This is a genomic window from Saccharopolyspora pogona, from assembly GCF_014697215.1.
Classification (GTDB): Bacteria; Actinomycetota; Actinomycetes; order Mycobacteriales; family Pseudonocardiaceae; genus Saccharopolyspora; species Saccharopolyspora hattusasensis.
This window is the reverse complement of sequence record NZ_CP031142.1, coordinates 8,850,141-8,872,432: the sequence shown is the minus strand read 5'-3', so window position 1 is coordinate 8,872,432 and position 22,292 is coordinate 8,850,141. Positions and strand designations below refer to the sequence as shown.

The window sequence follows — 22,292 nt, the reverse complement described above, 5'->3', positions numbered from 1 at the left end:
GCGCCCCGGCAGTAATACCGTGCTGGCATGGGCGAAGAGATCAGCAGGTTCGGGTCGGTTCAGCCGGCAGATCTTCCCGAGGACCTCCGGGAGCGGATCGGCGCCATCGCGGAGAGATCCGGGTTCGTGCCCAACGTGTTCCTCGCGCTCGGCCACCGGCCCGCCGAACTGCGTGCGTTCTGCGACTACCACGACGCGCTGATGGAGCGGGAGTCAGCCCACGACGCGGGGCTGTCCAATGACGAGATCTGGGACGTCGGCGCGATCACCCGTTCTTCGCCATGTCCAACCGCCTGGCGCAGCTGATGGCCCTGCGCCCGAACGACGAGTTCTTCCTGATGGGGCGCGTCCCGCGGGAGAAGTGATCCGGCTCAGCCCCGGGTCATCTGGGAAACAGGTCGCGCAGCAGCCCCCGCGCGGCGCCAGCTCCACCGCCACCGTCCGCTTTCCGGGCGCCGACCCTGCGAGCGCACCAGCCCCGCATCCTCTGCCTGGGTCACCCGCTGCGTGATTGCCCCGCCGCCCAGTCGTTAGCACTAAAGTCCAGGAGGGCACCTGGCAGGATTCCGATTCCGGGTAGACGTCCGCAGCACTCGAGTCAAGATGAAGCTCGAATGGATACGAGCGACAAATGCCACAAGTCTACTGATCCTCCAAGACATGGCCGACGACGAAACCCGCTGGAATTCTCCGTCCAGTTCGAAGACAACGGAGCACCGCACCTGCGGCTCCCACGCCGAGGCGCTGGCGACCCGCCCCAGCTGGGCGGCCAACCTCAAGGCCGCTCAGGACCTCGTCGCGACACTGGCACCCCATCACGACCTGGCGCCCCGTCACGACACTGGCGCTGGACCGGCCCCCCGAACAGGTCCCCGGCTACCGCCTGACCCACGCCCCCGTCCTCCGCCACTTCCGCTGCCGAACCGAACCCATCGTGGGTTGAAGAGGAAAGACGAAAGGCGTCCCGGCGAGTCGTTCGACCGGGACGCCTTCACCGGATCACGATCAGGCCACGTCCGATGTGGACGATAACTTCTCGATCGCGTGCCCGACCAAGGTCGTCAGGGTGTTCTTGGTGAGTTCCCGGTCCCGCGCGTCGCAGAGCACGATCGGCACATCCGGCGGGATCGTCAGCGCCTCGCGGAGTTCTTCCGGTTCGTAGTGGTACGCATCGTCGAAGACGTTCACGGCCACCACGAACGGGATGTCACGCCGCTCGAAGAAGTCGATCGAAGCGAACCCGTCCTCCAACTTCCGGGTGTCGACCAGCACCACGGCACCGGCCGCACCCTGCGCGAGGTCGTTCCACAGCGGCCAGAACCGGTTCTGGCCCGGCGCGCCGAACAGGTACAGCACGATCCTCTCGGAGATGGTGATGCGCCCGAAGTCCAGCGCGACCGTCGTGGTCTTCTTGCGCTCGACGCCGGTGAGGTCGTCCACGCCCTCGCTGGCGACGGTCATCTCCTCCTCGGTGGTCAGCGGCGGAATCTCGCTGACCGCACCGACGAGCGTCGTCTTCCCCACGCCGAAACCGCCCGCGATCACCAGTTTCACAGGGATCGGCGCCACATTGGACTCGTGGGCCGGATCGATCCGCCCCTGCACTGGGCTGTGCTGCGAGGAACGGCCTTCGGCCGGGCTAGAGTCTGCAAAGCCCACGGTACACCTGCTCCAGGATTTCTCGGCTGACTTCGGTACGCGGCGAGCGCACGAGGATGGCGCCGTGGTCGAGCAGGTCGCTGCACAGGACTCGGACCACGCCCAACGGCTGTTGCATCAGGACTGCCAGCTCCGCCAGCGACACCGGACGCACGCAGGCGTCCAGGATCCAGCGGTACTCCGGGGTCAGTTCCATCCGCGGCGCCTCCAGCTGGGGCTCGGCGGTCATGATCTGGCTGGCCGTGTCGATCCGGGCGTGCCTGCCGGTAGTGCGTCCACGCGTGATCGTGTACGGGCGGACTATCGGGCCCGCTTCATCGTCGTACCACGCCTCGTCCACGCTCAGGTCCTTTCCGCCGCCACGCCACGCACGTCCCTCGGAGCTGCCGACAGGAAGCTGCCGACCCGGGTGATCAGTCGGCCCATCTCGTAGGCGACCAGCTCGATGTCCGCCTCCGACGTGCTCAGCACTGCCAAGCACGCCCCGCTGCCGGCCGCGGAGACGAACAGGAATCCGCGCTCCATCTCGACGTGCGTCTGCGCCACTTGTCCTCGGTCGAAGTCCTTGCTGACGCCCTTGCCGATGCTGCGCATGCTTGACGAAGCAGCCGCCAACTTGTCGGCGGAGTCGCGGTCCATGCCGGCGGACTTGGCGATCACCAGTCCGTCGTTGGACAGCACGACGGCGTGGTCGGCACCGTGCACGCCCTGCACGAAGTCGTCCAGCAGCCAACTCAGTTTCGATGCTGTTTCGGTCATGCCCACCTCACACACTTGCGCTGTTGTCTGGTCTGCTTACGAGCGGTCGTCGGGCGCGTCGTCGAAGCCTCCGCGGAACGCCCGCCGGAACCCCGCCAACCGGGTCGGGGATGCGATGACGGCCTGCTCCTCCTGGTCCGGGTCGTCGCGCAGGCCTTCCACGAGGTGCGTCTGCGGGACGCGCTTGGGCAACGCCGGACGTCCGCCCGCGGCCCGCCGCCGCTCCGCCGGGGACTCCGGCAGCGGTGCCGGGTTCGGGTCGGGTTGCCGCGCGGGCTCGAACCGGGGCGGGTCGGCCGGCGGGGCAGTTTCCGACTTCGGCCACTCGTAAGTCGTTTCGACCGGCTCCGGCGCCGGCGGGGTGGGCTGGTCGGTCATGGCCCCATTCCAGCTCAATTCCCGCGACTGCGGCACCTCCGATGGTGCGTCGAGTTGGTGTTTGGCGCCACTCCCCGCCCCGCGCCCGGCCGGCAAGCCGGGCAGCCCGCCGCTGCCGTTGCTGGTGCTCAGCGCGGTGTCGGCGTCCAGGATGCGGTCCGGCAGCAGCACGGTGGCGCGGGTTCCGCCGTAAGCGGAAACGCCGAACTTCACGGTGATGTCGCGGCGGTGCGCCAGCCGCGCGGCGGTGAACAGGCCCAGCTGCTCCGCCTTGTTGTTCTCCAGCACCAGCCGGTCGAACTCCGGCGGCTCGGACATCATCGAGTTCGCGTGGTCGCGGGTCGCCGTGTCCATGCCCAGGCCCTGGTCGGCGATGTCGATGGCGATGCCGCGCGCCACCGCGGTGGCGTCCACGTGCACCTGGGTCGCCGGCGGGGAGAACGCGGTCGCGTTGTCGATCAGTTCGGAGATCAGGTGGATCGTGTCGCCGACGGCGGCACCGCTGATCATCACCTCCGGGACGTGCCCGATGACCACGCGCGAGTACTGGTCGATCTCCGAGACCGACGAGCGCACCACGTCCATCAGCGCGACCGGGCGGCTCCACCGCCGGCCCGGCTGCTGGTCACCGAGCACCAGCAGGTTCTCCACCGTGCGCCGGGCGCGGGTGGTCGAGTTGTCCAGGTCGAACAGCTTGGCCAGCTGCGTGGAGTTCTCCTCGTTGCGCTCCAGCTGGTCGATGGTGCCGTGCATGTGCCGCAGCAGCCGCTGGATCCGGTGCGCCATGCCCACGAACACCACGCGCGCACCCTGCCGGGCCCGGGTCTCGCCGACGGCCGCCTCCACCGCTTCCTGCTGGAACAGCCGGATCGCTTGAGCCACCTGGCCGACCTCGTCGTGGCCGTAGTGCTCCAGCGCCACCATCTCGGTCTGCATGTCGACGGACTCGCCGTTGCGCAGCCTTCGCACGACGTCCGGCAGTTTCTGGGCCATTTCCAGCGATTCGGTGCGCAGGCCCTGGAGCCGGGTCAGCAGCGCCTCGTCGACGACCGTGCGGTAGACGTGGCGGGAGAAGATGAACGACACGACCGCGACCGCCAAGGCGCCCAGGCTGCCCCACATCACCGTCCACAGAGGACTGATGCTGTTGTCCACACCTGCGGCGGAGACGTCGTCCGCCTGGGTGTAAACCAGTCCGGACATGTCGGAGCCGACCTCGTTGGTGATCCGGCGCCAGTCCTCGAGTTTCACCGGCGCCTGGCTCTTGTTGAAGCCGGGGGTGGCGATGATGCGGTTCTCGGCGGCGATCAACTCCTGCCAGTCGGGGCTGGCCAGCATCTGCTCGTACCGCACGCGGACGTTCGGCAGCAGGGTCGAGGCGCTCTGTTCCGTCGTGGTGTGGTGCGCGTCGATGTAGCGGGCGATCTGCCGATGCTGCTCGGGGGTCATCTGGCCGTTGCTCAGCGCGGTATCGACCAGCGACGCCTCGCGGGAGAGCATGTCCGTGGCCCGGAAGAGGTCTGTCGCGGTGAGCACGCCTTGCAGCGTCTCCGGGTCGGGGATGATCCGCGCCTGCATGTCGGCCAGGTACGTGGCGCTGTCGAACAGGCCGTTGTAGAAGTCGTCGATCTCGTCGGCCGTGGCCGCTCTGGCGACCACCTTCGAGCGGATGTCGCTCATCCGGCTGAAGTAGCCGGTCAGGTCGGCCATCGGTCGCCGGATCTCGTCCGGCGCCGGCCCGAGCAGCCGGCTGCCGACAGCGTTCATCTCACCGATCGCGCGGTCGGTCCGGCCCTGCTGGTCGACCAGTTCGGTCATGTCCAGCCCCGGCTGGCTCACGACCTCCAGGCTGCGCAGGCGTTCCTTCTTCACCTCCTCCAGCGCGGCAATCGCGGGCAGCGACAGCTGCCGGACACCGGAGGCGACCTGCTGGGCGTAGACGGCTTGGTAGGCGAACAGGGCGCACCCCACGCTCCAGAGGATGCCGACGACGATCCACGGGATGACGACTGCCCAGGTCAGCTGCGACCGGATGGAGTTGTTCGACCGCTCGGACCGGCGACGTCGCGGTTTGCCAGGGGGTGCCGAAGGCTCGTTCTGGGTTGTCACTTCCACGTACTTTCCATGGTTCTGGCCCGCTCAGGGACAGGCCGCTCGGCACGCCGCGGACGCGCTGCCCCGCCCGCAGGCACACGCGCGTGTCCCCCCTGACACAAACGCACTGTATCGGATCAAGATCACTTGACGTGATCGGACTCGGACGTTTCACGACAAGGAGCGCGGAATTCCAGGGACGTCCGAGGCCCCCCGGAACCGGGCCGACTGACGAGCCGAAGTCGAGCCGGGCCGACTGACGAGTCGGGCCGACTGGCTGAACAGTATTCATGTATACGAACGGGCCGTTCCCGGATCGAGTCGCGCTGGTCGCCGGAGTGCTGAGTCGAATCGCCGACGCCCCGGCGTGAGTTGTCGTTCATCGGGCCCAGCAGGCACTTCTTGATCTGGCGCGGAACGCGGCTGGCGGTTCGCGCCGCCTACACTCACGTCTAGGGCCCGTGAGTACTTTCGGGTGCTATAGCCCCCAAAAGTACTCACGGGCCCAACGGTGGCGAACGTCTGCAGGAAGGTGCCCCGGAGTGATCAACAAGAGTCGGCTCACCGTGCTGCTGGTGCGCACGGCACTTTTCTTCGTCGCTGCCGTGGTGCTGGGCTTCATCTACGACTGGCCGTCGTTCGCGGTCATCGCGGCGGTGATGACCGGCGCCGCCGCGCTGGTGCAGCTCGGCGGCGTGCTGTGGCTGCGGCGCACCGAGCGCAACGACCCGGAGTCCGCGAAGGAGCCGGTCAGGCCGGACGGCTTCCTCTGAGGCCACCTTGCCCGCATTACCCCCTGGGGGTATAACGGTGGTGTCGCCGGAGTACCCGAGGAGGTCGCGATGCACGGCTACACCCAGAACAAGGACGACTACGCCAAGCGACTGCGCCGCATCGAGGGCCAGGTGCGCGGCCTGGCGCGGATGATCGACAACGACGAGTACTGCATCGACGTGCTGACCCAGGTCTCGGCGACCACCAAGGCCCTGCAGGCGGTGGCCCTCGGGCTGCTTGACGAGCACCTCAAGCACTGCGTGTCCGAGGCGGTGGCCGAGGACGGCGGGCAGGCCGCCGAGAAGATCCGCGAGGCCAGCGACGCGATCGCCCGGCTCGTCAAGTCCTGATAACCCAGCCCCGGTATGGTAAGTGGCATGCAGGCGCGTCCGAGGCTCGTGCGGTGGGGAATCCTGGTGGTCCTCGCGCTCGGCGTGGTGCTGATGCACCACGTGCCCGCGCAGCACCACGAGTCCCCGCCCGCCGCGGCCGCCATGCACGCCGGGATGCCGGCCGAGCACAGCGAACCGCCCGCAGCGCCGGACCACGGCCTGCTGCACCTTTGCCTAGCGATCGCCGCCGGGTTCATCGCGCTCCTGCTCCCCCTCCTGCACCGCATCGCCAGCGCCTTGGCCGAGACCCCGAAGCCGCTCGCGATAACGGCGTTCACCCGCTTCCGACCGCCCACCCCGGTGCCCCGGCGGTTAGCGATGTTGTGCGTGCTTCGGCGCTGATCGGCAGCCGAGCGGCCACGGAACCCGTGGCCTGCTTTCGCATGCCCGATTCAGCTCACGAAAGACGAGGACAACACATGAAGCGCACGCGTGTGCTCACCGCTGCCATCGGCGCGGCCGCAGCAGCGGCCGTCCTGGCCGGTTGCGGCGGCGGTGACGACATGAGCAACATGCCCGGCCACGGGGCTCCGACCAGCGCGAGCCAGCCCGGCGCCAACCCGCAGGCGGCGAACAACGCGGCCGACGTCACGTTCGCGCAGGGCATGATCCCGCACCACGAGCAGGCGATCGAAATGTCCCGGCTGGCACCGGAGCGGGCCCAGTCCGAGGAGGTCAAGAATCTGGCCCGGCAGATCGAGGCCGCGCAGGGCCCGGAGATCCAGACGCTCACCGGCTGGCTGCGCGACTGGGGCGCCCCGGCGTCCATGCCCGGCATGGACCACGGCGCCATGGGTCACGGCGACATCGGTAACGGCGACATGGGCGGCATGATGTCGGACACCGAGATGCAGCAGCTCGAACAGGCTCGCGGCACGGAGTTCGACCGGCAGTTCCTGACGTTGATGATCAAGCACCACGAGGGCGCGGTCGCCATGGCGCAGACCGAGCTCGCCAGCGGCCAGTTCTCGGCGGCGAAGCAACTCGCGCAGCAGATCATCGACACCCAGCAAGCCGAGATCGAAACCATGCGGGGCCTGCTCTCCCAGGGCTGACCATCTCTTGAGCGAGGGGCACCCGCGACCAAGGTCGCGGGTGCCCCTCAACCACTCGACTTCGGCGCGGCGCCGGCGCAGGTCAGGACTTGACCAGCCGCGCGATCGCCTCGCTGGCCTCGCGCACCTTCTCGTCGGCGTTCTTCCCGCCCTCGGACAGCGCCTCGGCAACACAGTGCTTGAGGTGCTCGTCGAGCAGCCGCAGGGACACCGCCTGCAGGCCCTTGGTGGCCGCGGAGATCTGGGTCAGGATGTCGATGCAGTACTTGTCCTCCTCGATCATCCGGGCCAACCCGCGGACCTGCCCCTCGATGCGCGCCAAGCGCTTCAGGTAGTTGTCCTTGTCCTGGGTGTATCCGTGCATCTCCGCTCCCATCGCCACCGGTCCGGGCTAAAGGTTACCCCCGGCCGGTAGTGGGGCGGCCGGATCGACCGGCACTGTCCGCTGTGGACATCCGACCCGTTGACGCGTCCGAACAAGTGAATCTTGCTCGATCAACCCCGGGTTCACTTCGCCGCAGGAGGTGTGCCGGGGCATCGCGGCGGGTAAGTCGACTGGTGCCAGCCAACGCAAGATCACCGGAGGTGGTAGCAGTGGCCGCAACAGCTCGGTTGCCCAAACCCGTCAGCGAAGCCTGGCACTGGCAGCTCCAAGCGGCCTGCCGCGACGTCAACGCGAGCCGGTTCTTCCACCCGGAGAACGAGCGCGGCAGCGCCCGCGACAACCGCGAGCGCCGGGCGAAGAGCATCTGCCGGAAGTGCCCGGTCATGCGGCAGTGCCGGACCCATGCGCTGAAGGCCCGCGAACCATACGGCGTCTGGGGCGGCCTGGGCGAGCACGAGCGGCGGGATCTCATCGCCAGCGGCCGGACGCCCTGAAGCGCCGCCCGGCGCACGTGGGCGGAGCGACCCGGGTGGAGAGTTCCGCCGAGGGGCGGGAAGCGGTAGGCTATCGACCCGGTGTTACGACACCGTTTCGACCCGGGATTCATTTGACATTTCCCGGGCACGATTTCAGTCCACAATGGATAATTAGCGACGATAACATAAATCGGTCGAAATCCGGCGCTGCTCAACGGATTTCCGGCCGATCGCGACCAGTGTAGCCCGCATCACAGCGAATTCGTCGCGGCACCGGGAACAAAGAGATCGACCCGATTGCTGAAACCCGAGTCAGATTCCCCAAGTCTACCGCGGTGAATTCGAAAGGTAACGATGGACAACGTTGCGGTGCACAGCCCATCGGTGGCACACCGTGCGCAACCGGTGGCCGATGAGCCAACCGGATTCGAGCGGTTCCGGGTGATCCTCGTTTTGGGGGCGCTCATCGCCCTCGGCCCCCTGACCATCGACATGTACCTGCCGGCGCTGCCTACGATCGGCAACGACCTGCAGGCCTCCGCATCCGCCGTGCAACTGACCCTCACCGGCACGCTGCTCGGGCTCGGCCTGGGCCAGCTGCTGATCGGCCCGTTCTCCGACATCGTCGGCCGGCGGACTCCGCTGATCGCGGGGACCGCCCTGCACATCGTGGCGTCGGTGGCGTGCCTCCTCGCGCCGAACGTCGCGGTGCTGGGCGCGCTGCGCACGCTGCAGGGCGTCGGCACGGCCGCGACCATGGTCGTCGCGATGGCCGTGGTGCGCGACCTGTTCAGCGGGCGCGCGGCGGCCACCGCCCTGTCCCGGCTGATGCTGGTGATGGGCGTGGCGCCGATCCTCGCGCCGACGCTGGGCGGCGCCATCCTGCTGGCCGGTTCGTGGCGCGGCGTGTTCGGCGCGCTGGCGATCCTGGGCGCGATCCTGCTGGTCGTCGCCATCTTCGCGCTGAAGGAGACGCTGCCGCCGGAGCGCCGCCAGACCGCGGAGTTCCGCACGGTGCTGCGCACCTACCGGTCCCTACTGACCGACCGCGACTTCGTGCTGCTGGCGATCGTGGCGGCGCTGGCGATGTCGGCGCTGTTCTCCTACATCTCCGGCTCGTCGTTCGTGCTGCAGGAGCAGTTCGGCCTCAACCAGCAGGCGTTCGGACTGGTCTTCGGCGTCGGCGCGGTGGCGCTCATCGGGGCGTCGCAGTTCAACGTCGTGCTGCTCAACCGGTACACGCCCAGGCAGATCGTCACCGGCGCGCTGATCGCGGCGACCGCCGCCGGATTGGTGCTGACGGCGCTGACCACCACCGGGACGGGCGGGCTGTTCGGGTTCATCGTGCCGTTGTGGCTGGTGCTGGGCGCGATGGGCTTCGTGCTCCCGAACGCCCCGGCGCTCGCGCTGTCCCGGCACGGCGAGGCGGCCGGGACCGCTGCCGCGCTGCTCGGCGCCGGGCAGTTCAGCCTCGGCGCGCTGATCGCGCCGCTGGTCGGGCTCCTCGGCAACGACGGCCCCGCGATGGCGATCACCATGACCGGCGGCGCGGCGGTCGCCCTGCTGGCCCTCGGCGTGGTGGTCAAGCTCGGCCGCGGCGCCGAGCCCGCCTTGTGACCGATGGCCGGAGACAGGGCATAACGGGCGGGGCTAACATCACGGCTGGGCGACGGGACGCGTCGCCCAGCCGTGAGGAGGAATGGATGTCGGAGCTGCCGCCCGAGCCGGAGAGCATCGACCTCGACAAGCCCAACGCGGCCCGGGTTTACGACTACTACCTCGGCGGCGACCACAACTTCGCGATCGACCGCCAGATGGCCGAAGAGGCCATCCACATGTGGCCCGAGCTGCCGCTGATCATGCAGGCCAACCGCGCCTTCCTGCGGCGGGCCGTGCAGTACTGCGCCGAGCAGGGCATCCGCCAGTTCCTCGACCTCGGCTCAGGCATCCCGACCGTCGGCAACGTGCACGAGGTCGCCCAGGGCGCGGCGCCGGACTCCCGCGTGGTCTACGTGGACACCGATCCGGTCGCGGTCGCCTACAGCAAGAACCTGTTGCGGGACAACCCGAACGCCACGATCGTCCGCGCCGACCTCCGGGAGCCGGACCAGGTGCTCGACTCCCCCGAGGTCGCGGAGCTGCTGGATCTGAGTCGGCCGGTGGCGCTGATGATGGTCGCGGTCCTGCACTTCGTCGGTGACGAGTCCCGGCCCAACGAGATCGTCGCCAGGTACCGCGAAGGGCTCGCGCCGGGCAGCTTCCTCATCCTCTCGCACGCCAGCGCCGATGGGCGACCCGACGTGGCACCGTCGCACGCCGACCTCTACCGGCAGCGCACCGCCACGCCGTTGACCATGCGCACGCGCGCCGCGGTCACCGAGTTCTTCGACGGGTTCGAACTGATCGATCCGGGTGTCGTGACCCTGCCGCTGTGGCGTCCGGTCGCCGCGGCCGACGTCGCCGAGCACCCCGAGCGGTTCACCGGCCTCGCCGGCGTCGGCCGCAGGCTTTGTTGACATCCTCCCCGCCCCTGGATAACTGAAGGCCGGGGGATTCCAGCCTTCCGGTACCGCTCGTTCTCCCGTCGAACGTCATCGGTCGTCTCGTTCGAACGTGATCCGACCGGTCAGGTCCATGCCGGTGACCGGCCGGGAATCGTGGTGCACCGCCAGGCACACCGCGGTGGACACCGAACCGCGCGGGGCGATTTCGACGAGGTTCCCGCCGTTTGCCCTCGCCTGCTCGACGCCGCCCGCGGGGATCGTCGACGCGGGCTCGGCCGCGAAGACGTATTCCGTTCGGTACCAGGGCAATCCGGGTGTCGCGTTGCCTTCGAACCACAGCCAGGCGTTCGGCAGCACGTCGCCGTTCCACGCCATGGCCACGCCCAGGTCGCCGTCGGCGCTCGTGATCGACACCCAGTGTTCGGTGAAATCACCGAAGTACGCGAGCGTGGCCTGACCGGGACCGCCGGGCGGCAGCGTCGACAGCTCCGAGACCGGCCACGCGAGCGTCGCACCGGCTTCCACTACGGGACCGGACGTCGGGTCCACCGTGAGCTTCTGCGCACCCGATGCGATCCGCGCCCCCGGCGTCACCAAGGGTGCGCCGAAGGCCGGGTGGTGCACGATCGCCACCGAAACCGGGTCGGGACTCTCGTTGTGGAACGTGTCCTCCACCTTCAGCACCGATCCGTCCAGCACCACCTGCCGCCGAATCCGCAGCGGAGCCTGGCTCAACCGCACCGAAAGGGTCGCAGAGTCCGAAGTGGACTCGTCGACCTTCCAGCGCAGCAGGCAGGCTTCGCCGTGAAAACCCCAGGTGCCGCCCGCGACGTCCGACGCATCGCCGGCGTTCGGGCACAGCAGCTGCCAGCCACCCTGGTACAACGCCTGCCAGGACTGGCGGGACTCCGGCGCCCACGGCCCGGGCTGGGCCGAATCCGCCCACGGCGTGCGGTAGAGCAGCTGCGCGCCGGTCCGGGCATCGGTCAGCGCGGTGATGTCCGCGCCCCGGTCAGGCGTCAACTGCACCGCCAGGTGGTCGTTTCGCAATTCGAGTTCAGTCGTCACGGAACACCGCCGATCGCTTCTCCAGGAACGTCGCTACGCCTGCCTGTGCATCATCGTTGGTGTAGAGCCAGAACAACACCTACTGTTCGCCGGCAAATCGTTTTACCCGGCCGGTAGGAAACGCCCGGCCCCGGGTCGAAGCCGCCGAGGCTCTTGCTGCTACCTCCCCCGGTGCCGCCCCGAGCAGCTGCTGGGCCTGGCGTTGGGCTGCCCGGCGGGTTCGACTCCGCCAGGCCGCGAAAGGACGGACCGTAGACTTGCGGTCAAGGTCAAGGATGACTTCTGGAGTGGATGCGGATGTGGGAGCGGTTGTCGCCGGGGTCGGTCGCCAATCAGGTCAAGCTGCAGATCATGCAGGCGATCGAATCGGGGCGGTACAGCCCGGGCGACCGGCTTCCACCGGAACGCGAGTTCGCCGAGCTGCTCGGGGTGAGCCGGCCGACGGTGCGCGAGGCGATCGGCGCGCTGAAGGGTAGGGGCGTGCTCCTGGTGGTGCACGGCCGCGGCGTGTTCATCGCCGAGCCCGAGACCGCCCGTGAGCTCCGCGAGGCGCTGGCCACCCAGCGCCATTCGATCAGCGAGTTGTTCGCGATGCGCGAGGTGCTGGAGGTGCCTGCGGCTGGTTGGGCCGCCGAGCGCCAGGACACCGCTGCGCTGCAGCGGGTTTCGGACGTACTGGAGAGCATGGTGGAGGCTGCCGAGCAGGTGCCGCGCGACTTCGACCGCCTGCAGCAGCTCGACGCCGACTTCCACTTGGCCATAGTGGAGGCGGCGGGCAACAAATTCCTGCAGCAGACCCTCGGTGTCCTGCAGCAGATCCTGCACCAGGGCATGCAGACCACGTTGATGGTGCCCGGCCGGGTGGAGATGGCTCGCGAAGACCACCAGCGGATCCTCGACGCGCTACTCGCCGGCGACGCCGAGGCGGCCCGGCAAGCCACCCTGCACCACGTTCACTCGGCCCGTGCCACCGCCATGCAGCGCTTGGCAGAGCGCGCCGCAGCTACCGAGACCGCGCGGCCCGGGTGATCGGTCGTCGGGCCAAGCAGGATCGGCGGTTGGGGCGCGGATCTCCCGTTGATGTCAGAGGGAGTCCCGTTCCGCTTCGGGGATCGGCGTGGCCGCGCGAGCGCGGTCCAGGAGGCTGCGCACGCCCGCCACGACGTCGGCGTCGCGATCGGCGAGCCAAGTCAGCATCGCGTGGTCCTTGCTGTCCAGGTCCACGCCGTTGAGCGGAGCTCGCAGCAGCGCCAGGTTCACCGTCGTTCTGCGGGACCGGGCATCCCGCCCGGCTTGCGTCTCGTTGCGCACCCAGGGCCGGTTCGCGACCTGGAACGGCTGGCGCGTGTCCGCGTCGGACAGCCCCGCGTCCAGCGAGTTACTCACGACACCATCCATGGCAGCGCCTCCTCGCCTGCGTCCATTCCACCTCATGCTCTGCGTACCACCGCTGCGGAGCAGTTCCAGGGACGAAAGTCCCAGCGGTTCAGACGCGGTGATGCTGCCTTCCCGACGCCGCTTGACCACACCCGAGGCCGGAAGATCCAGAACGCGCCTGCTCACGACGCACTCAGTTGACCAAGGACCAACCATGTGGGTGATGCCCGAGGGCGCTGAAGATCCGTTGCAGGGCATAGACTTCCGCCCCGTGACTGCAGTACCGCACACCTCGACCGAGGCAGCCCTGCGCGACGCGGTGGACACAGCACTCATCGATTTGCTCACCGCGCAGCACAATCCCGGCGACCGAGCGCACCAAGCGTTGACCCGCGCGGTCGGCCTCCTGGACCAGCACCCGCATATCGAGATCTCCGACGACGCCGCGTCCGCGGTCCGCACCGCCGCCGACCGCCTGGCCGAGGGCGCCCGCGACGACGCGCGAACCGCCCTGGTGACCGCCCGCAGCCAACTAGCCGCTCCCGGCTCCCGGCTGAACTCCCGCAACACCGGCTGAAACGCCCGGGAAAGCGGGAGCCGGGCACGCGCGTGGCCGACGCCACGACGCGTGTCCGATTCACTGCGGAACCGGTTCACCCCGCGACTGCTCGTCGCGGTGCACCCCCTGCCTCAGCCGGTCCGCCAGTTCCTCCAGGAACCAGTTCAGCACCGACTCCGCCGCTTCCACGTCGGCGGCCGCACCCCTCCCCAGAGCTTCCTTGCGCGCCCGCCCAGCAATCCTGATCTCCTCGCACAACTGCTCGTACGGGAGGTCGCTGCACCTCGTGAACAGATCCATTTGAGACCACTCCGTGGCCATCGAGGGACCGGGGGCTCGCGTTGCAGCGGGTCCCCGACCTCTCGCCCCCATTTTTTGGCGTGTCCTCGAATCGGATCGAGGACGGCCGATCGGCTATTCCGTGCGCACCTGTCTGAACCATATCTCGCAGCGCCAACAGTCGCCTCCCCAATTCGGGGTCATGTTGGAAATTTACCATCATGGTTACGTGAAATACAGTCACAATTCGACCGCGAAGGTCCGCGAAACCGGTTGCCGCAGCGGAGCGCCCGAATAGGTTGCCACCCGGAAATGGATCATCGCAGTCAGCTGTTCAAGATCGGCATCCCGCAGGAACTCGGTGGCCACGAGTTCTCACCCAGCCAGCAGATCAAGACGGTTCAGCAGCTGTCCTATTTGGACACATCGGCGGCGCCAGCGGCCTGGCCGCCCCGGAGTCCCGGCGGAACTTCCTCGCCTGGAGTCCTGAGCCGAAGCAGCAGTGGGGTGATGCCCGGGCGATGTGCGGTTGCGGGCCCATGTTGTCCGAGCAACCATCGCCGTGTTGCCGGGGAGGAAATGAGGTGGCCTGCTTCTTCGGAGGGATTTTGGGGGGAGGCCGAAGAAGCAGGCCACGGGCGGGTGATCGCGGTACCGCGGCTTTGTTTGGGGGAGGTCCACGATCACTCCGGGCCAAGGTATGCCCGTGCGGCCAGCGGTGCGCGCTCAGGCGTGCGCCCCGCGTGGCACCGACCGGAGAACGCCCCTTGGCCCGGGTGGGGCCTTCCCCGGTCGGATGCGGCCGCCGGCACTCCCCCGTGCAGCGCGCTGAGCTGCTCGAATTGATCGAGCACCGCTCAGCGCGCCGCCCAGGATCCCGTTCCGGCCGCCCGGCACCGCCGATGCCCGCTTGGCGGCGGTAACCGGCGTTGGCCCTGCACAGCCGGGCCTTGTCACTCGACCGGGTAGTTCTCGTCCACAGTAGCCCGATCGGAGTAGACGGCGGCGGGTCAGAACATCCAGGGCATCTCCTCGTGGCGAAGTACTGGAATCGCCGAAGCGACCGGAGTAGAACCGAGCCCATCTCGGCTCAGGTACCGACCCGGCCAGCGTCGATCATCCCGGCCATCGCGAGGATGGCGATCAGCGGCTCCAGCGCCCGGACCGGCTCGAACCCGCGCGGGAACCGTTCCTCCCCCGGCGCGGCTTCGCTGCCGCTGGCCGAGACGAAGTGCAGGGTGCACCGGTCGAAGACGCTGAACGGGGCCAGCGCGGCGTGTTCCCCCCGGTTCTGCAGGAACGCGTAGACCGAACTGCTCTCCATATGCAGGAGCGCGGGATCGATCACCGCGAGGGGACCGTTGCGGTGCCGCAGCCAGCGGTCGATCGGCGGGAGGTATCGCAGCCGGTCGGACTTGGTCGCGACGATCGCCGCGGGCAGCCGCTCGAAATCCGGCACCGCCCGGAGCCGGGCCAGGGACATCTCGAACGCCTGGTTGCCGACGCGCTCCGGCGCGGCTTCCAGCCCGTGCACGAAGATCACGGCACCGGTGCCGATCAGGAAGCGCGCGAGCCGGGCGTCGCCGACCGCCTGCAGGTCCTCGCCCGCCACGTCGAAGAACACCAGTGGCCGGCTTCCGCCCGGCCCGCTGAGCAGCAGGATCTCCGCCGGGTCGGTCAGGCCCTCGGGCGTGCCCGGCAGTCGCGCACCACGTTCGGCCGGTTCGAGGGTCTGCTTCCGGTAGCGGTCGTGGCGGTGCAGGTCCAGCGCGGTCGACGTCAGCCCGTAGGGCGTCAGGCCGCCGCGATCAACCACCTCGCGGACCATCGCGGCGAGCAGGTGGGTCTTCCCCGCCGACGGGCGGCCGATCATCGCCACGACCAGCGGCGGGCCGTGGTCGTGGTACGTCGCGGGCAGGAAGTGCCCGGCGACGTCGTCCGACGGGTTGGGGCACCGGCGGTAGCCGCTGAGGCTGCGGAACTGCCGCTTCTGCGGGTCCTGCGAGGACGAGTCGTCCTCGACGAACTTCCCGTCCTCGTGGCGCCACAGCTCGTCGTCTGGCAGCGGCCGCGGGTAGGAGTCCAGGCACACCGGGCAGCGGACCGGCGCCGGCTGTTCGTCCGCTTCGGACTTCGAGGCGCGCCGCCAGGGCAGCCAGGACCGCGACGGGGCGCTCTGCGCCGCCTGCGCCGCCGCGTTTTCCCGCTTGCGCCGCAACAGGTTCAGGTAGGCCTCGACGCCCGGGGCCAGGGCGCTGCCGGGAACGAAGACCGGCACTTCCGTGGGCTCGCGGAGCCTGGTCAGCAGGTCCGCCGGAGTCGGGCGGACCTCCGGCGGGTTGGCGAAAACCCCGTCGAGCAACGTGCTCAGCGCTCCGCCGTCCACCGTGAGGTCCGGCGCGCCGCGCCCGGTGTGCGGATGCACCGTGCGCCAGAGCGCCAGCCCGGCGTCCCAGACGTCGTCCCGGACGTCGGCTCGCCGGCCGTCGGGCGTCTCCCGCGGCTCGCCGATCCCGGCGGCCCGCTCGAAGTCGACGAGCTGCACGGTCCTGCTCCCGGAATCCCACCGCAGTGCCCCGAGCTCCACCCGGCCGTGGGCCACGCCGGCGACGGAGGCGAGGTGCAGGGCGCGCAGCACGCCCACCTGGAGCCGGTAGCGGTGCTGCGCCCCGAGTTCCGGCAGCAGCCCCTCGACGGGTTCGCCCCGGTACGGCTCGACGAGGACGAACGGCTCGTCGTCGTCCACGTCGTAGTACCACAGCCTCGGCAGCTCGGGCGGGTAGCTGTCGCGCGGGAACGCCCACGCGAAGCGGTGCAGCGCCCGGATCTCCCGGTCCAGCGGGCGAAGCTGCCCCGGACCACCGGAATCGGCGCGGGGGACCCACTTCTGCAGCAGCTGCGGGCCGTCGTCCACCGACACCAGGCGGGTCGGCAGGCCGCCACCGGAGACACCGGCGTCGCCGACCACCGTCAGCCGGATCGTGAGCGGCGTGCCGTCGATCGCGCGGCACCGCACCTGGGTCGTCACTGGAACACCCCCTGCCTGAGCGGGACGAGCCGCAGGGTGCCCGCGATCTCGGCTTCGCCGGTCCAGGTGACGCCTGACGGATCCCCGCACCGACCGCCGCGTACCGACGCGGGTGCGAACCGCACGAGTTGTGCGCGGTCGGCCATGGCGCTGACCGCACCGAGCTGCCGGGCGTGGCACAGCTGCGTCATCTCGGCTTCGCTGTCGCACCGGAGCGCGTCGCCGACCTGCGAGCCATCCCAGAGCCGGGCGGCGAGTTCGGCGCGATGGGCGCGTTCGCGGGCGAAGGGCGGTGGCACTAGCAACCCGTACTGCCCGAGGTGTTCGCGGTAGGCGGTGAGCAGCCTCTCCACCTCCCGCGCGTGTTCTTCGCGTGCCGCGGGCCGATCGGCGTCGATCCCGGCCCAGCACGGGCGGAGGGCGGCGATCGTCAGGTCGACCAGGTCGGTGACGACAACCTCGCACACCTCCTGGTGGACGTCCCGGTCCGGTGGGTCGTACGGGTGGTTTCCATCGTGCTGCCCGGGAGAATCGAGCAGGCCGGCCGCGCGCTCGGCGAGCACTTCCCGGACGGCGGTCAAGCCGATCGACACCTGGCGCAGCCCTTCCGCGAACATCGCCCGCCGGGCCGAGGGCCGCCACTCGGCCCGGATCACCTCGTCCACCAGCTGCGCGGACCCGGCCAACCGGTCCCGGAGCCCGTCGAAGTCGAGCTTGCGCCGCCACTGCCGCACCGAACGCCGCCAGCCAACCCCAATCGTCCAGGCGGACAGCAGCACCGCGAGCAGCGTCGCGACCATACCCAGCACGTCCGGAATTCCCGCGCCGGCAACGAGGAAGACCAGCAGCCAGCCGCCGAACACCGGCAACGCCCAGAACAACGCGGCGAGCACCGAGGCCACGGCGAAGCCCTGCTCGCCGGTCGCGGTCGGTTCCCGCGCCTGCAGCACCAGACCAGCGGCGAACCAGGCCAAGACCAGCAGGGGCAAGAAGAACGCGGCGGCGAGGCCCAGCGCGTGGGTTCCCAGCGCCGCCAGCCCACCGGCAACCGCGGCTAGCGGCACCACCAGCGAAGGCTGCGGCCACGTCGCGAGCAGCGGTGCCGGTCCGGCGGGCGGTGCCAGCCTCTCCAGCTCGGCGATGGCCGCCGCGCAACCTTGCGGCTCCTGGCCGACCCGTTCCGCGTCGAGGTCCGGGAGCAGGCACGCCACCGACCGGTACCGCCCGAGCCACTCCTCGACGAGCCGGCGCGAGCGGTCGCGGATGTCCCGCGGCCGCGCCGGAACCGGGCCGCGCACCCCGAGCCGCGCGACGACGTCCCTGCCGACGCGCTGTCCCCGCAGGTTCTCGTCGATGCGGTGCAACTGCTGGGTGGCCTTGTCGTGGAAGTCCCGCACCGCCGCCCGCGCCTCGGCGAGGACCGGCCCCACGGCCGGTCTCGGGCGCCGCTTCGGGAGCGGGGCAAGGAAGTGGTCGACGCGGGTGAGCGCGTGGTCGGCCGCGTTGAGCGCCGTGACGGCGCGGGTGTGGGCCTCGGCCAGCTCCGCGCCGGGGAGCAGGACGTCCTCGGCGGGGTCGACCTCGATGGTTTCCCGGACAGCGGTCCGGAATTCGTCCCGGGGCAGTTCCTGCGCCCCGACCCGGCCCGCGTCCGGGTCGGTGAACCACGCGATGGCTTCCTCCTGCGCCCGGCGCAGCTCCACCTCGTGCAGGCTGGTCCGCTCCAGGACCATGCCCGCGCTGGCCGTGCTGTAGGGCAGGGTGCTGACGGCCTTCACCACGGCGGCGAAGACCGCCGGATCGGTGAGGGCGTCGACCAGCTGTCCCAGGCCGGAGATCGCGGCTCGCTCGACCGCCCGCACCAGCGGCTCGGCCGGTCGCCACCGGATCCCGTCGGAGTGGCCGATCCAGACGGTCGCCGCCCGCTCGACGGGCGCCAGCGACGGCGCGGGCCGGATCCGCACCGCGCCGTTGGCGTTCCCGCCGTCGACGGCGACGCAGAGCACCCCGGAGACCGCGGGATTCCCGAGCAGCGCTTGGTAAACCTCGTCGTGGTCGGCGGCCTGCTCCGCATCGTCGAGCACCAGGACCGCGCCTGCGGCCTGCTCCGCATCGCACTCGCCGTTGCGTAGGTCGACGACGAGGACGGGGTCGTCGCGGCGGGCGGTCACCGGTCGACCGCCGGGGACTGGTAGTCGAAGTAGTCGGTCATGTCCCGCAGGTTCGCGAACGGTGCCTGCACGCCCCGGAAGGGCAGTTCCAGCGCGGCGGGCAGGGTCCGGGTCCAGAACTCCTCGATCAGGTCGAGCTGTTCGCCCGCGCCGATGCCGGGCCGGTTGCGGATCTCGTCGAACAGCTGCGCTTCCTTCTCCGGGAGCTGGTGGAGAGTGGTGTAGAGCGGCGACGGCGGCTCGGGATCGCGGTCCACGTTGCGCGGCTTGATCGCGATCAGCTCGGCGGCGAGGTCGCGATTGTTGCCGCTGCCGTTGCTGATCACCCACTCCTCGTAGGCCTGCAGCAGGCTGCCCCACGAGGAGAGCTCCCGGAACGGGGTGAGCTCCAGGACCAGCGGCGGGGCGTCGGTGTGGCCGGTATGCACCCGGATCCGCTGCGGGCTGCGGTCCTGTCCGGGCGGGTCCACCTCCACGAGGCCGTTCCACATCGCGTTGAGGAAGCTCTGCAGGATCAGCGCGCGGTCCGTCGGGGTGGAGATCAGGTAGCCCGGGGCCCTGCCGAGCCGCTGCCGCCACGACAGCCGGTCGTCGGCCCGCTCGTACCGCCGGGCATCCGCCGCGAGCTGGACGGCCTCGCGCACCTCGGGCACCTGGGTGATGCCCATGCCGGTGCGGAAGAAGACGACGACGAGCGAATCGGACTCGTTCGGCCGGAACACGATCGACGGCGCGTACTCGGACGGCACCAGGTCTTTCCGCAGGGACGTCTCCACGGCGTTGTCGGGCGCGCTGCCGGGGTAGGAGATGAGCACCTTCAGGTCCCCCTCGCCCGCGGGCGCGTACCCACCGGGGACCAGTCCGGCCAGCTGCGTGCGGAAGTACGTGATGTCGGCATCGTCGATGGCCGTGTCGGCCCGGCCGACGGTCGCCGCGAGCAGGTCCCGGATCGACGGGACGAGGGCCCGCTCGCCGCCGCCGGGCCGGAAGCACTCCGAGACGGCGCCGCGAATCCGTTGGCGCACCAGGTGAACCGCCGCTTCGGGCTGCTCCCGGCCGACGCGGTAGGCACCGGACCAGCCGTCCTCGCCGAGGATCAGCCCGACGATGTCGGCGGCCGTGGCGTTCGCACCGAGCCGGTCGCGGAACCGTTCCTCCAGGGCCTTGTACACCCGCGAGTAGAAGCCCTCCAGCCCGCCTTCCCCAGGTGGCAGCAGGTAGGACACCCCGAGCCGGGGAGCGTAGAGCTGCGCGGCGCGCTCGGAGAACTGGCGGTCGTCCGCGGCGATGTGATCCGCGAACTCGTCGGTGATGGCGGTGAGCCGGTCGCAGAACGAGCGCCAGCGCGGCTCCCAGAGCCGCTCGTTCTGGCGCCACGCCTCGTGCCACTGCCGCCGGACCCTCCACTGGTACCAGGCGTCCTGGTCCTCGACCGCCTCCTGGACGACCTGGTCCGGCCAGCGCAGCCGCCGCAACGTGCGCCGCCGCTGCACGGTCTCGGGCTGCGGCGGGTGCAGTCCGAACTCGCCCGGCGCCCGCCGGGATTCCTTGCGGTCGTTGAGGATCTTCTCGAACCCGCCCCGGTCCAGCTTCTCGGCGTAGCCCGGATCGCCGCGCACGACCCGCCGCAGCCGGAACGGTTCGACCGTGCGCGACAGCTCCTCCCCGGCCTTGACCGGGTCGAAGTCCCGCGCCAACCGGCCGAGGTGCGGGCCGAGCAGGCGCTCGTTGCGGTCCAGGCTTTCCTGCATGGTCCGCGCCCGGGCGCTCAGCGCCTGGATGATCGAGTCGTAGCCGACGGGGACGTCCTCGACGTCGGCGAAGGGCTCCAGCGGCGCACAGGTCAGGAAGCCATCCAGCCCGGAGGCGACGTCGAAGCGCTCGATGAGGTCGCGGTTGTGCACCCCGGCCCCGGTCGGCGCCTGCCGCATGACCCGCACCGCTTCGGCCAGCAGCCGCGAGCTGACCACGTCCGCGAGCACCGCGAGCGGGATGGTCAGCGAGGCGACCGCGGACGTCGACACGCCCCGCCGCCCGATGCCGGTGTCGGCGAACGCCGAGCGGCTGGCCGTGTCGTTGATGAAGCGATCGGCGAAGGACTGATCGCCCTCGGCGCCGGCGCCGATCAGGGTGGTGACCAGCGAGACCATCGAGCGGACCAGGTCATCGCCGCTCACCCCGTCCTTCGGGCGGCCGAACAGGAAGGCGGTCTGCACGGTGGCGGGCCGCAGGCTGGTCGGGCGGGGTTCGCCCGGGAACCAGACCGACAGCGGGCCCTGGTCCTGGGCGCCGCCGACCTCGTCCCCGGCCCCCTGGGCGTTCTGGTCGTCGATCAGGCGGAACAGGTCGACGAGCGCGGTGGCCGAGTTGAGCACGGCGGCCCGGCCGCCGCCCATGCCCTCCTTGAACGCCGAGGGCATCAGCACCAGCGGGTAGATCCGGGTCTCCGTCCCGGCCTGCCGCAGGTGCTCGCCGATCAGGTGCAGGTAGTCGTAGAAGATGCCGCTGCCGGTGCCGCCGGCCACCGAGAAGGCGACGAACACGTCGACGGCGTTGCCCAGCCTCCCGCCGAGAGCGCGCAGCACCGATCCGGAGGCCTTGATCCGCTGCATAGCCGCGGTCACGCCGTGCAGCACGGCGCCGGGTCCGTGGCCCTGGCGCATCGTCTCGAACAGCACCGCCCGGCCGACCGTCGGGAGCTGGCCGGCTCCCGCGCTCAGCGGCGCCACCCGGGGATCGGTCTCCGGTCCGGGCAGCCAGCCGATCGGCTCGTCCAGGGTGATCCGCATCGCCTGGGCCAGTTGCGCGCTGTTGTGGTGGTTCGGCGGGACGAGGTTCGCGATGAGGTGCGTGGTGTGCTGCGCGGCGGCGTGGTGGTCGGAGCTGGGCACCACGTTCGGCAGCACCTTGCTCAGCTCGTCGATGCTGAGGTCCGCGTACACGAACTGCAGGCAGGACGGCAGCTGGTAGGGCAGGTAGTCCTGCCCGGGCATGCGCGCGATGAGCTCGGTGCCGTCGGGGCCGCAGAACGACTCGCGCAGCACCCGCTCCAGCTCGCGGCCGACGCGGCATCCGGTGCCCCCGAGGCCGAGGAACAGCATCGGCTGGTGGATCTTCATGGTGGGGTCCTCACTTCAGAGCCTGTTGGTGAATGGTCTGGGTGGGTGGTCGCTTAGCGGAACCTGAGAGGTTCCCCGGACTGGCGGGTGCCCCTCCTGATGTATGTCCAATACGCGGCGGAGGGCCGTCCTCGCCAGGAAACCTCTCAGAACCCGCCGATGGTCGTCTTGGCAAGGTGGCTGGAAGCGGCGCGCCGCTTCCAAAGGCGTGGACG

At 70.0% G+C, this 22,292-nt stretch carries 21 protein-coding genes and 1 pseudogene; 10 read left to right on the top strand and 12 right to left on the bottom strand.

What is annotated here, in order from left to right; all coding sequences use genetic code 11:
- Positions 1–27: 27 nt before the first annotated feature.
- Positions 28–365, top strand: a pseudogene (locus DL519_RS41890) (hypothetical protein).
- Positions 366–1,005: 640 nt separating this feature from the next.
- Here the strand turns inward: DL519_RS41890 and DL519_RS41885 are convergent.
- The 4 genes from DL519_RS41885 to DL519_RS41870 form a co-directional block, all read right to left on the bottom strand.
- A complete protein-coding gene (locus tag DL519_RS41885) occupies positions 1,006–1,569 on the bottom strand; it encodes a GTP-binding protein (protein WP_190824543.1) in 564 nt (187 codons plus the stop codon).
- A gap of 70 nt (positions 1,570–1,639) precedes the next feature.
- Complete coding sequence (locus DL519_RS41880) at positions 1,640–1,999, bottom strand: DUF742 domain-containing protein (protein ID WP_223840106.1); 360 nt, start codon at positions 1,997–1,999, stop codon at positions 1,640–1,642.
- 2 nt (positions 2,000–2,001) lie between these two features.
- The gene (locus tag DL519_RS41875) at positions 2,002–2,418 is read right to left on the bottom strand and encodes a roadblock/LC7 domain-containing protein (protein ID WP_168584383.1); all 417 of its coding nucleotides are present in this window, start codon (positions 2,416–2,418) and stop codon (positions 2,002–2,004) included.
- A 36-nt stretch (positions 2,419–2,454) separates the two neighbouring features.
- The gene (locus DL519_RS41870) at positions 2,455–4,911 is read right to left on the bottom strand and encodes a sensor histidine kinase (RefSeq protein ID WP_190823237.1); all 2,457 of its coding nucleotides are present in this window, start codon (positions 4,909–4,911) and stop codon (positions 2,455–2,457) included.
- Positions 4,912–5,432: 521 nt separating this feature from the next.
- Here DL519_RS41870 and DL519_RS41865 point away from each other — a divergent pair.
- The 4 genes from DL519_RS41865 (at position 5,433) to DL519_RS41850 (ending at position 7,111) form a co-directional block, all read left to right on the top strand.
- A complete protein-coding gene (locus DL519_RS41865) occupies positions 5,433–5,663 on the top strand; it encodes a hypothetical protein (RefSeq protein ID WP_190823235.1) in 231 nt (76 codons plus the stop codon).
- Positions 5,664–5,732: 69 nt separating this feature from the next.
- A complete protein-coding gene (locus tag DL519_RS41860; RefSeq protein ID WP_190823233.1) occupies positions 5,733–6,014 on the top strand; it encodes a metal-sensitive transcriptional regulator in 282 nt (93 codons plus the stop codon).
- A gap of 27 nt (positions 6,015–6,041) precedes the next feature.
- Complete coding sequence (locus DL519_RS41855) at positions 6,042–6,398, top strand: hypothetical protein (protein WP_190823231.1); 357 nt, start codon at positions 6,042–6,044, stop codon at positions 6,396–6,398.
- A 77-nt stretch (positions 6,399–6,475) separates the two neighbouring features.
- The gene (locus DL519_RS41850; protein ID WP_190823229.1) at positions 6,476–7,111 is read left to right on the top strand and encodes a DUF305 domain-containing protein; all 636 of its coding nucleotides are present in this window, start codon (positions 6,476–6,478) and stop codon (positions 7,109–7,111) included.
- Between the two features lie 82 nt (positions 7,112–7,193).
- Here DL519_RS41850 and DL519_RS41845 read toward each other — a convergent pair whose 3' ends face one another.
- Positions 7,194–7,475 carry a metal-sensitive transcriptional regulator gene (locus tag DL519_RS41845; RefSeq protein ID WP_010310435.1) on the bottom strand — a complete coding sequence of 94 codons (282 nt, stop codon included), beginning with the start codon at positions 7,473–7,475 and terminating at the stop codon, positions 7,194–7,196.
- Between the two features lie 230 nt (positions 7,476–7,705).
- Between DL519_RS41845 and DL519_RS41840 the strand changes: the two genes are divergently transcribed.
- The 3 genes from DL519_RS41840 to DL519_RS41830 all read left to right on the top strand — a co-directional run bounded on the left by DL519_RS41840 (position 7,706) and on the right by DL519_RS41830 (position 10,488).
- The gene (locus tag DL519_RS41840) at positions 7,706–7,990 is read left to right on the top strand and encodes a WhiB family transcriptional regulator (protein ID WP_190823228.1); all 285 of its coding nucleotides are present in this window, start codon (positions 7,706–7,708) and stop codon (positions 7,988–7,990) included.
- A gap of 336 nt (positions 7,991–8,326) precedes the next feature.
- Positions 8,327–9,589, top strand: a complete 1,263-nt coding sequence (locus tag DL519_RS41835) for a multidrug effflux MFS transporter (RefSeq protein ID WP_190823226.1) — start codon at positions 8,327–8,329, stop codon at positions 9,587–9,589.
- Between the two features lie 86 nt (positions 9,590–9,675).
- Positions 9,676–10,488, top strand: a complete 813-nt coding sequence (locus DL519_RS41830) for an SAM-dependent methyltransferase (protein ID WP_190823224.1) — start codon at positions 9,676–9,678, stop codon at positions 10,486–10,488.
- A gap of 75 nt (positions 10,489–10,563) precedes the next feature.
- Here DL519_RS41830 and DL519_RS41825 read toward each other — a convergent pair whose 3' ends face one another.
- The gene (locus DL519_RS41825) at positions 10,564–11,544 is read right to left on the bottom strand and encodes a DUF4432 family protein (RefSeq protein ID WP_190823222.1); all 981 of its coding nucleotides are present in this window, start codon (positions 11,542–11,544) and stop codon (positions 10,564–10,566) included.
- Between the two features lie 291 nt (positions 11,545–11,835).
- Here DL519_RS41825 and DL519_RS41820 point away from each other — a divergent pair, with 291 nt between their 5' ends.
- Positions 11,836–12,573: a FadR/GntR family transcriptional regulator gene (locus tag DL519_RS41820; RefSeq protein WP_190823220.1), complete on the top strand. Its 738-nt coding sequence runs from the start codon at positions 11,836–11,838 to the stop codon at positions 12,571–12,573.
- Positions 12,574–12,627: 54 nt separating this feature from the next.
- Here the strand turns inward: DL519_RS41820 and DL519_RS41815 are convergent, their stop codons facing one another.
- Positions 12,628–12,930: a hypothetical protein gene (locus DL519_RS41815; RefSeq protein ID WP_190823218.1), complete on the bottom strand. Its 303-nt coding sequence runs from the start codon at positions 12,928–12,930 to the stop codon at positions 12,628–12,630.
- Positions 12,931–13,135: 205 nt separating this feature from the next.
- Between DL519_RS41815 and DL519_RS41810 the strand changes: the two genes are divergently transcribed.
- Positions 13,136–13,498, top strand: coding sequence for a hypothetical protein (locus DL519_RS41810; protein ID WP_190823217.1), 363 nt, complete (start codon positions 13,136–13,138; stop codon positions 13,496–13,498).
- Between the two features lie 60 nt (positions 13,499–13,558).
- Here the strand turns inward: DL519_RS41810 and DL519_RS41805 are convergent, their stop codons facing one another.
- From DL519_RS41805 to DL519_RS41790, 5 genes are all read right to left on the bottom strand, one after another.
- Positions 13,559–13,780, bottom strand: coding sequence for a hypothetical protein (locus DL519_RS41805; RefSeq protein ID WP_190823215.1), 222 nt, complete (start codon positions 13,778–13,780; stop codon positions 13,559–13,561).
- A gap of 219 nt (positions 13,781–13,999) precedes the next feature.
- A complete protein-coding gene (locus DL519_RS49260; RefSeq protein ID WP_263399773.1) occupies positions 14,000–14,128 on the bottom strand; it encodes a hypothetical protein in 129 nt (42 codons plus the stop codon).
- A gap of 721 nt (positions 14,129–14,849) precedes the next feature.
- The gene (locus DL519_RS41800; RefSeq protein WP_190823213.1) at positions 14,850–16,787 is read right to left on the bottom strand and encodes a hypothetical protein; all 1,938 of its coding nucleotides are present in this window, start codon (positions 16,785–16,787) and stop codon (positions 14,850–14,852) included.
- Positions 16,784–18,958: a hypothetical protein gene (locus tag DL519_RS41795; protein ID WP_190823211.1), complete on the bottom strand. Its 2,175-nt coding sequence runs from the start codon at positions 18,956–18,958 to the stop codon at positions 16,784–16,786. The genes DL519_RS41800 and DL519_RS41795 overlap by 4 nt, the downstream gene beginning before the upstream one ends.
- Positions 18,955–22,077: a tubulin-like doman-containing protein gene (locus DL519_RS41790; RefSeq protein ID WP_190823209.1), complete on the bottom strand. Its 3,123-nt coding sequence runs from the start codon at positions 22,075–22,077 to the stop codon at positions 18,955–18,957. The genes DL519_RS41795 and DL519_RS41790 overlap by 4 nt, the downstream gene beginning before the upstream one ends.
- Positions 22,078–22,292: the final 215 nt, after the last annotated feature.

What these genes read in the sequence shown, in the direction of transcription:
- DL519_RS41820 (WP_190823220.1), top strand. Translation starts at nt 11,836, where the DNA reads ATGCGGATGTGGGAGCGGTTGTCGCCGGGGTCGGTCGCCAATCAGGTC.
- DL519_RS41835 (WP_190823226.1), top strand. Translation starts at nt 8,327, where the DNA reads ATGGACAACGTTGCGGTGCACAGCCCATCGGTGGCACACCGTGCGCAA.
- DL519_RS41860 (WP_190823233.1), top strand. Translation starts at nt 5,733, where the DNA reads ATGCACGGCTACACCCAGAACAAGGACGACTACGCCAAGCGACTGCGC.
- DL519_RS41855 (WP_190823231.1), top strand. Translation starts at nt 6,042, where the DNA reads ATGCAGGCGCGTCCGAGGCTCGTGCGGTGGGGAATCCTGGTGGTCCTC.
- DL519_RS41875 (WP_168584383.1), bottom strand. Translation starts at nt 2,418, where the DNA reads ATGACCGAAACAGCATCGAAACTGAGTTGGCTGCTGGACGACTTCGTG.
- DL519_RS41830 (WP_190823224.1), top strand. Translation starts at nt 9,676, where the DNA reads ATGTCGGAGCTGCCGCCCGAGCCGGAGAGCATCGACCTCGACAAGCCC.
- DL519_RS41790 (WP_190823209.1), bottom strand. Translation starts at nt 22,077, where the DNA reads ATGAAGATCCACCAGCCGATGCTGTTCCTCGGCCTCGGGGGCACCGGA.
- DL519_RS41805 (WP_190823215.1), bottom strand. Translation starts at nt 13,780, where the DNA reads ATGGATCTGTTCACGAGGTGCAGCGACCTCCCGTACGAGCAGTTGTGC.
- DL519_RS41850 (WP_190823229.1), top strand. Translation starts at nt 6,476, where the DNA reads ATGAAGCGCACGCGTGTGCTCACCGCTGCCATCGGCGCGGCCGCAGCA.
- DL519_RS41845 (WP_010310435.1), bottom strand. Translation starts at nt 7,475, where the DNA reads ATGCACGGATACACCCAGGACAAGGACAACTACCTGAAGCGCTTGGCG.
- DL519_RS41810 (WP_190823217.1), top strand. Translation starts at nt 13,136, where the DNA reads ATGTGGGTGATGCCCGAGGGCGCTGAAGATCCGTTGCAGGGCATAGAC.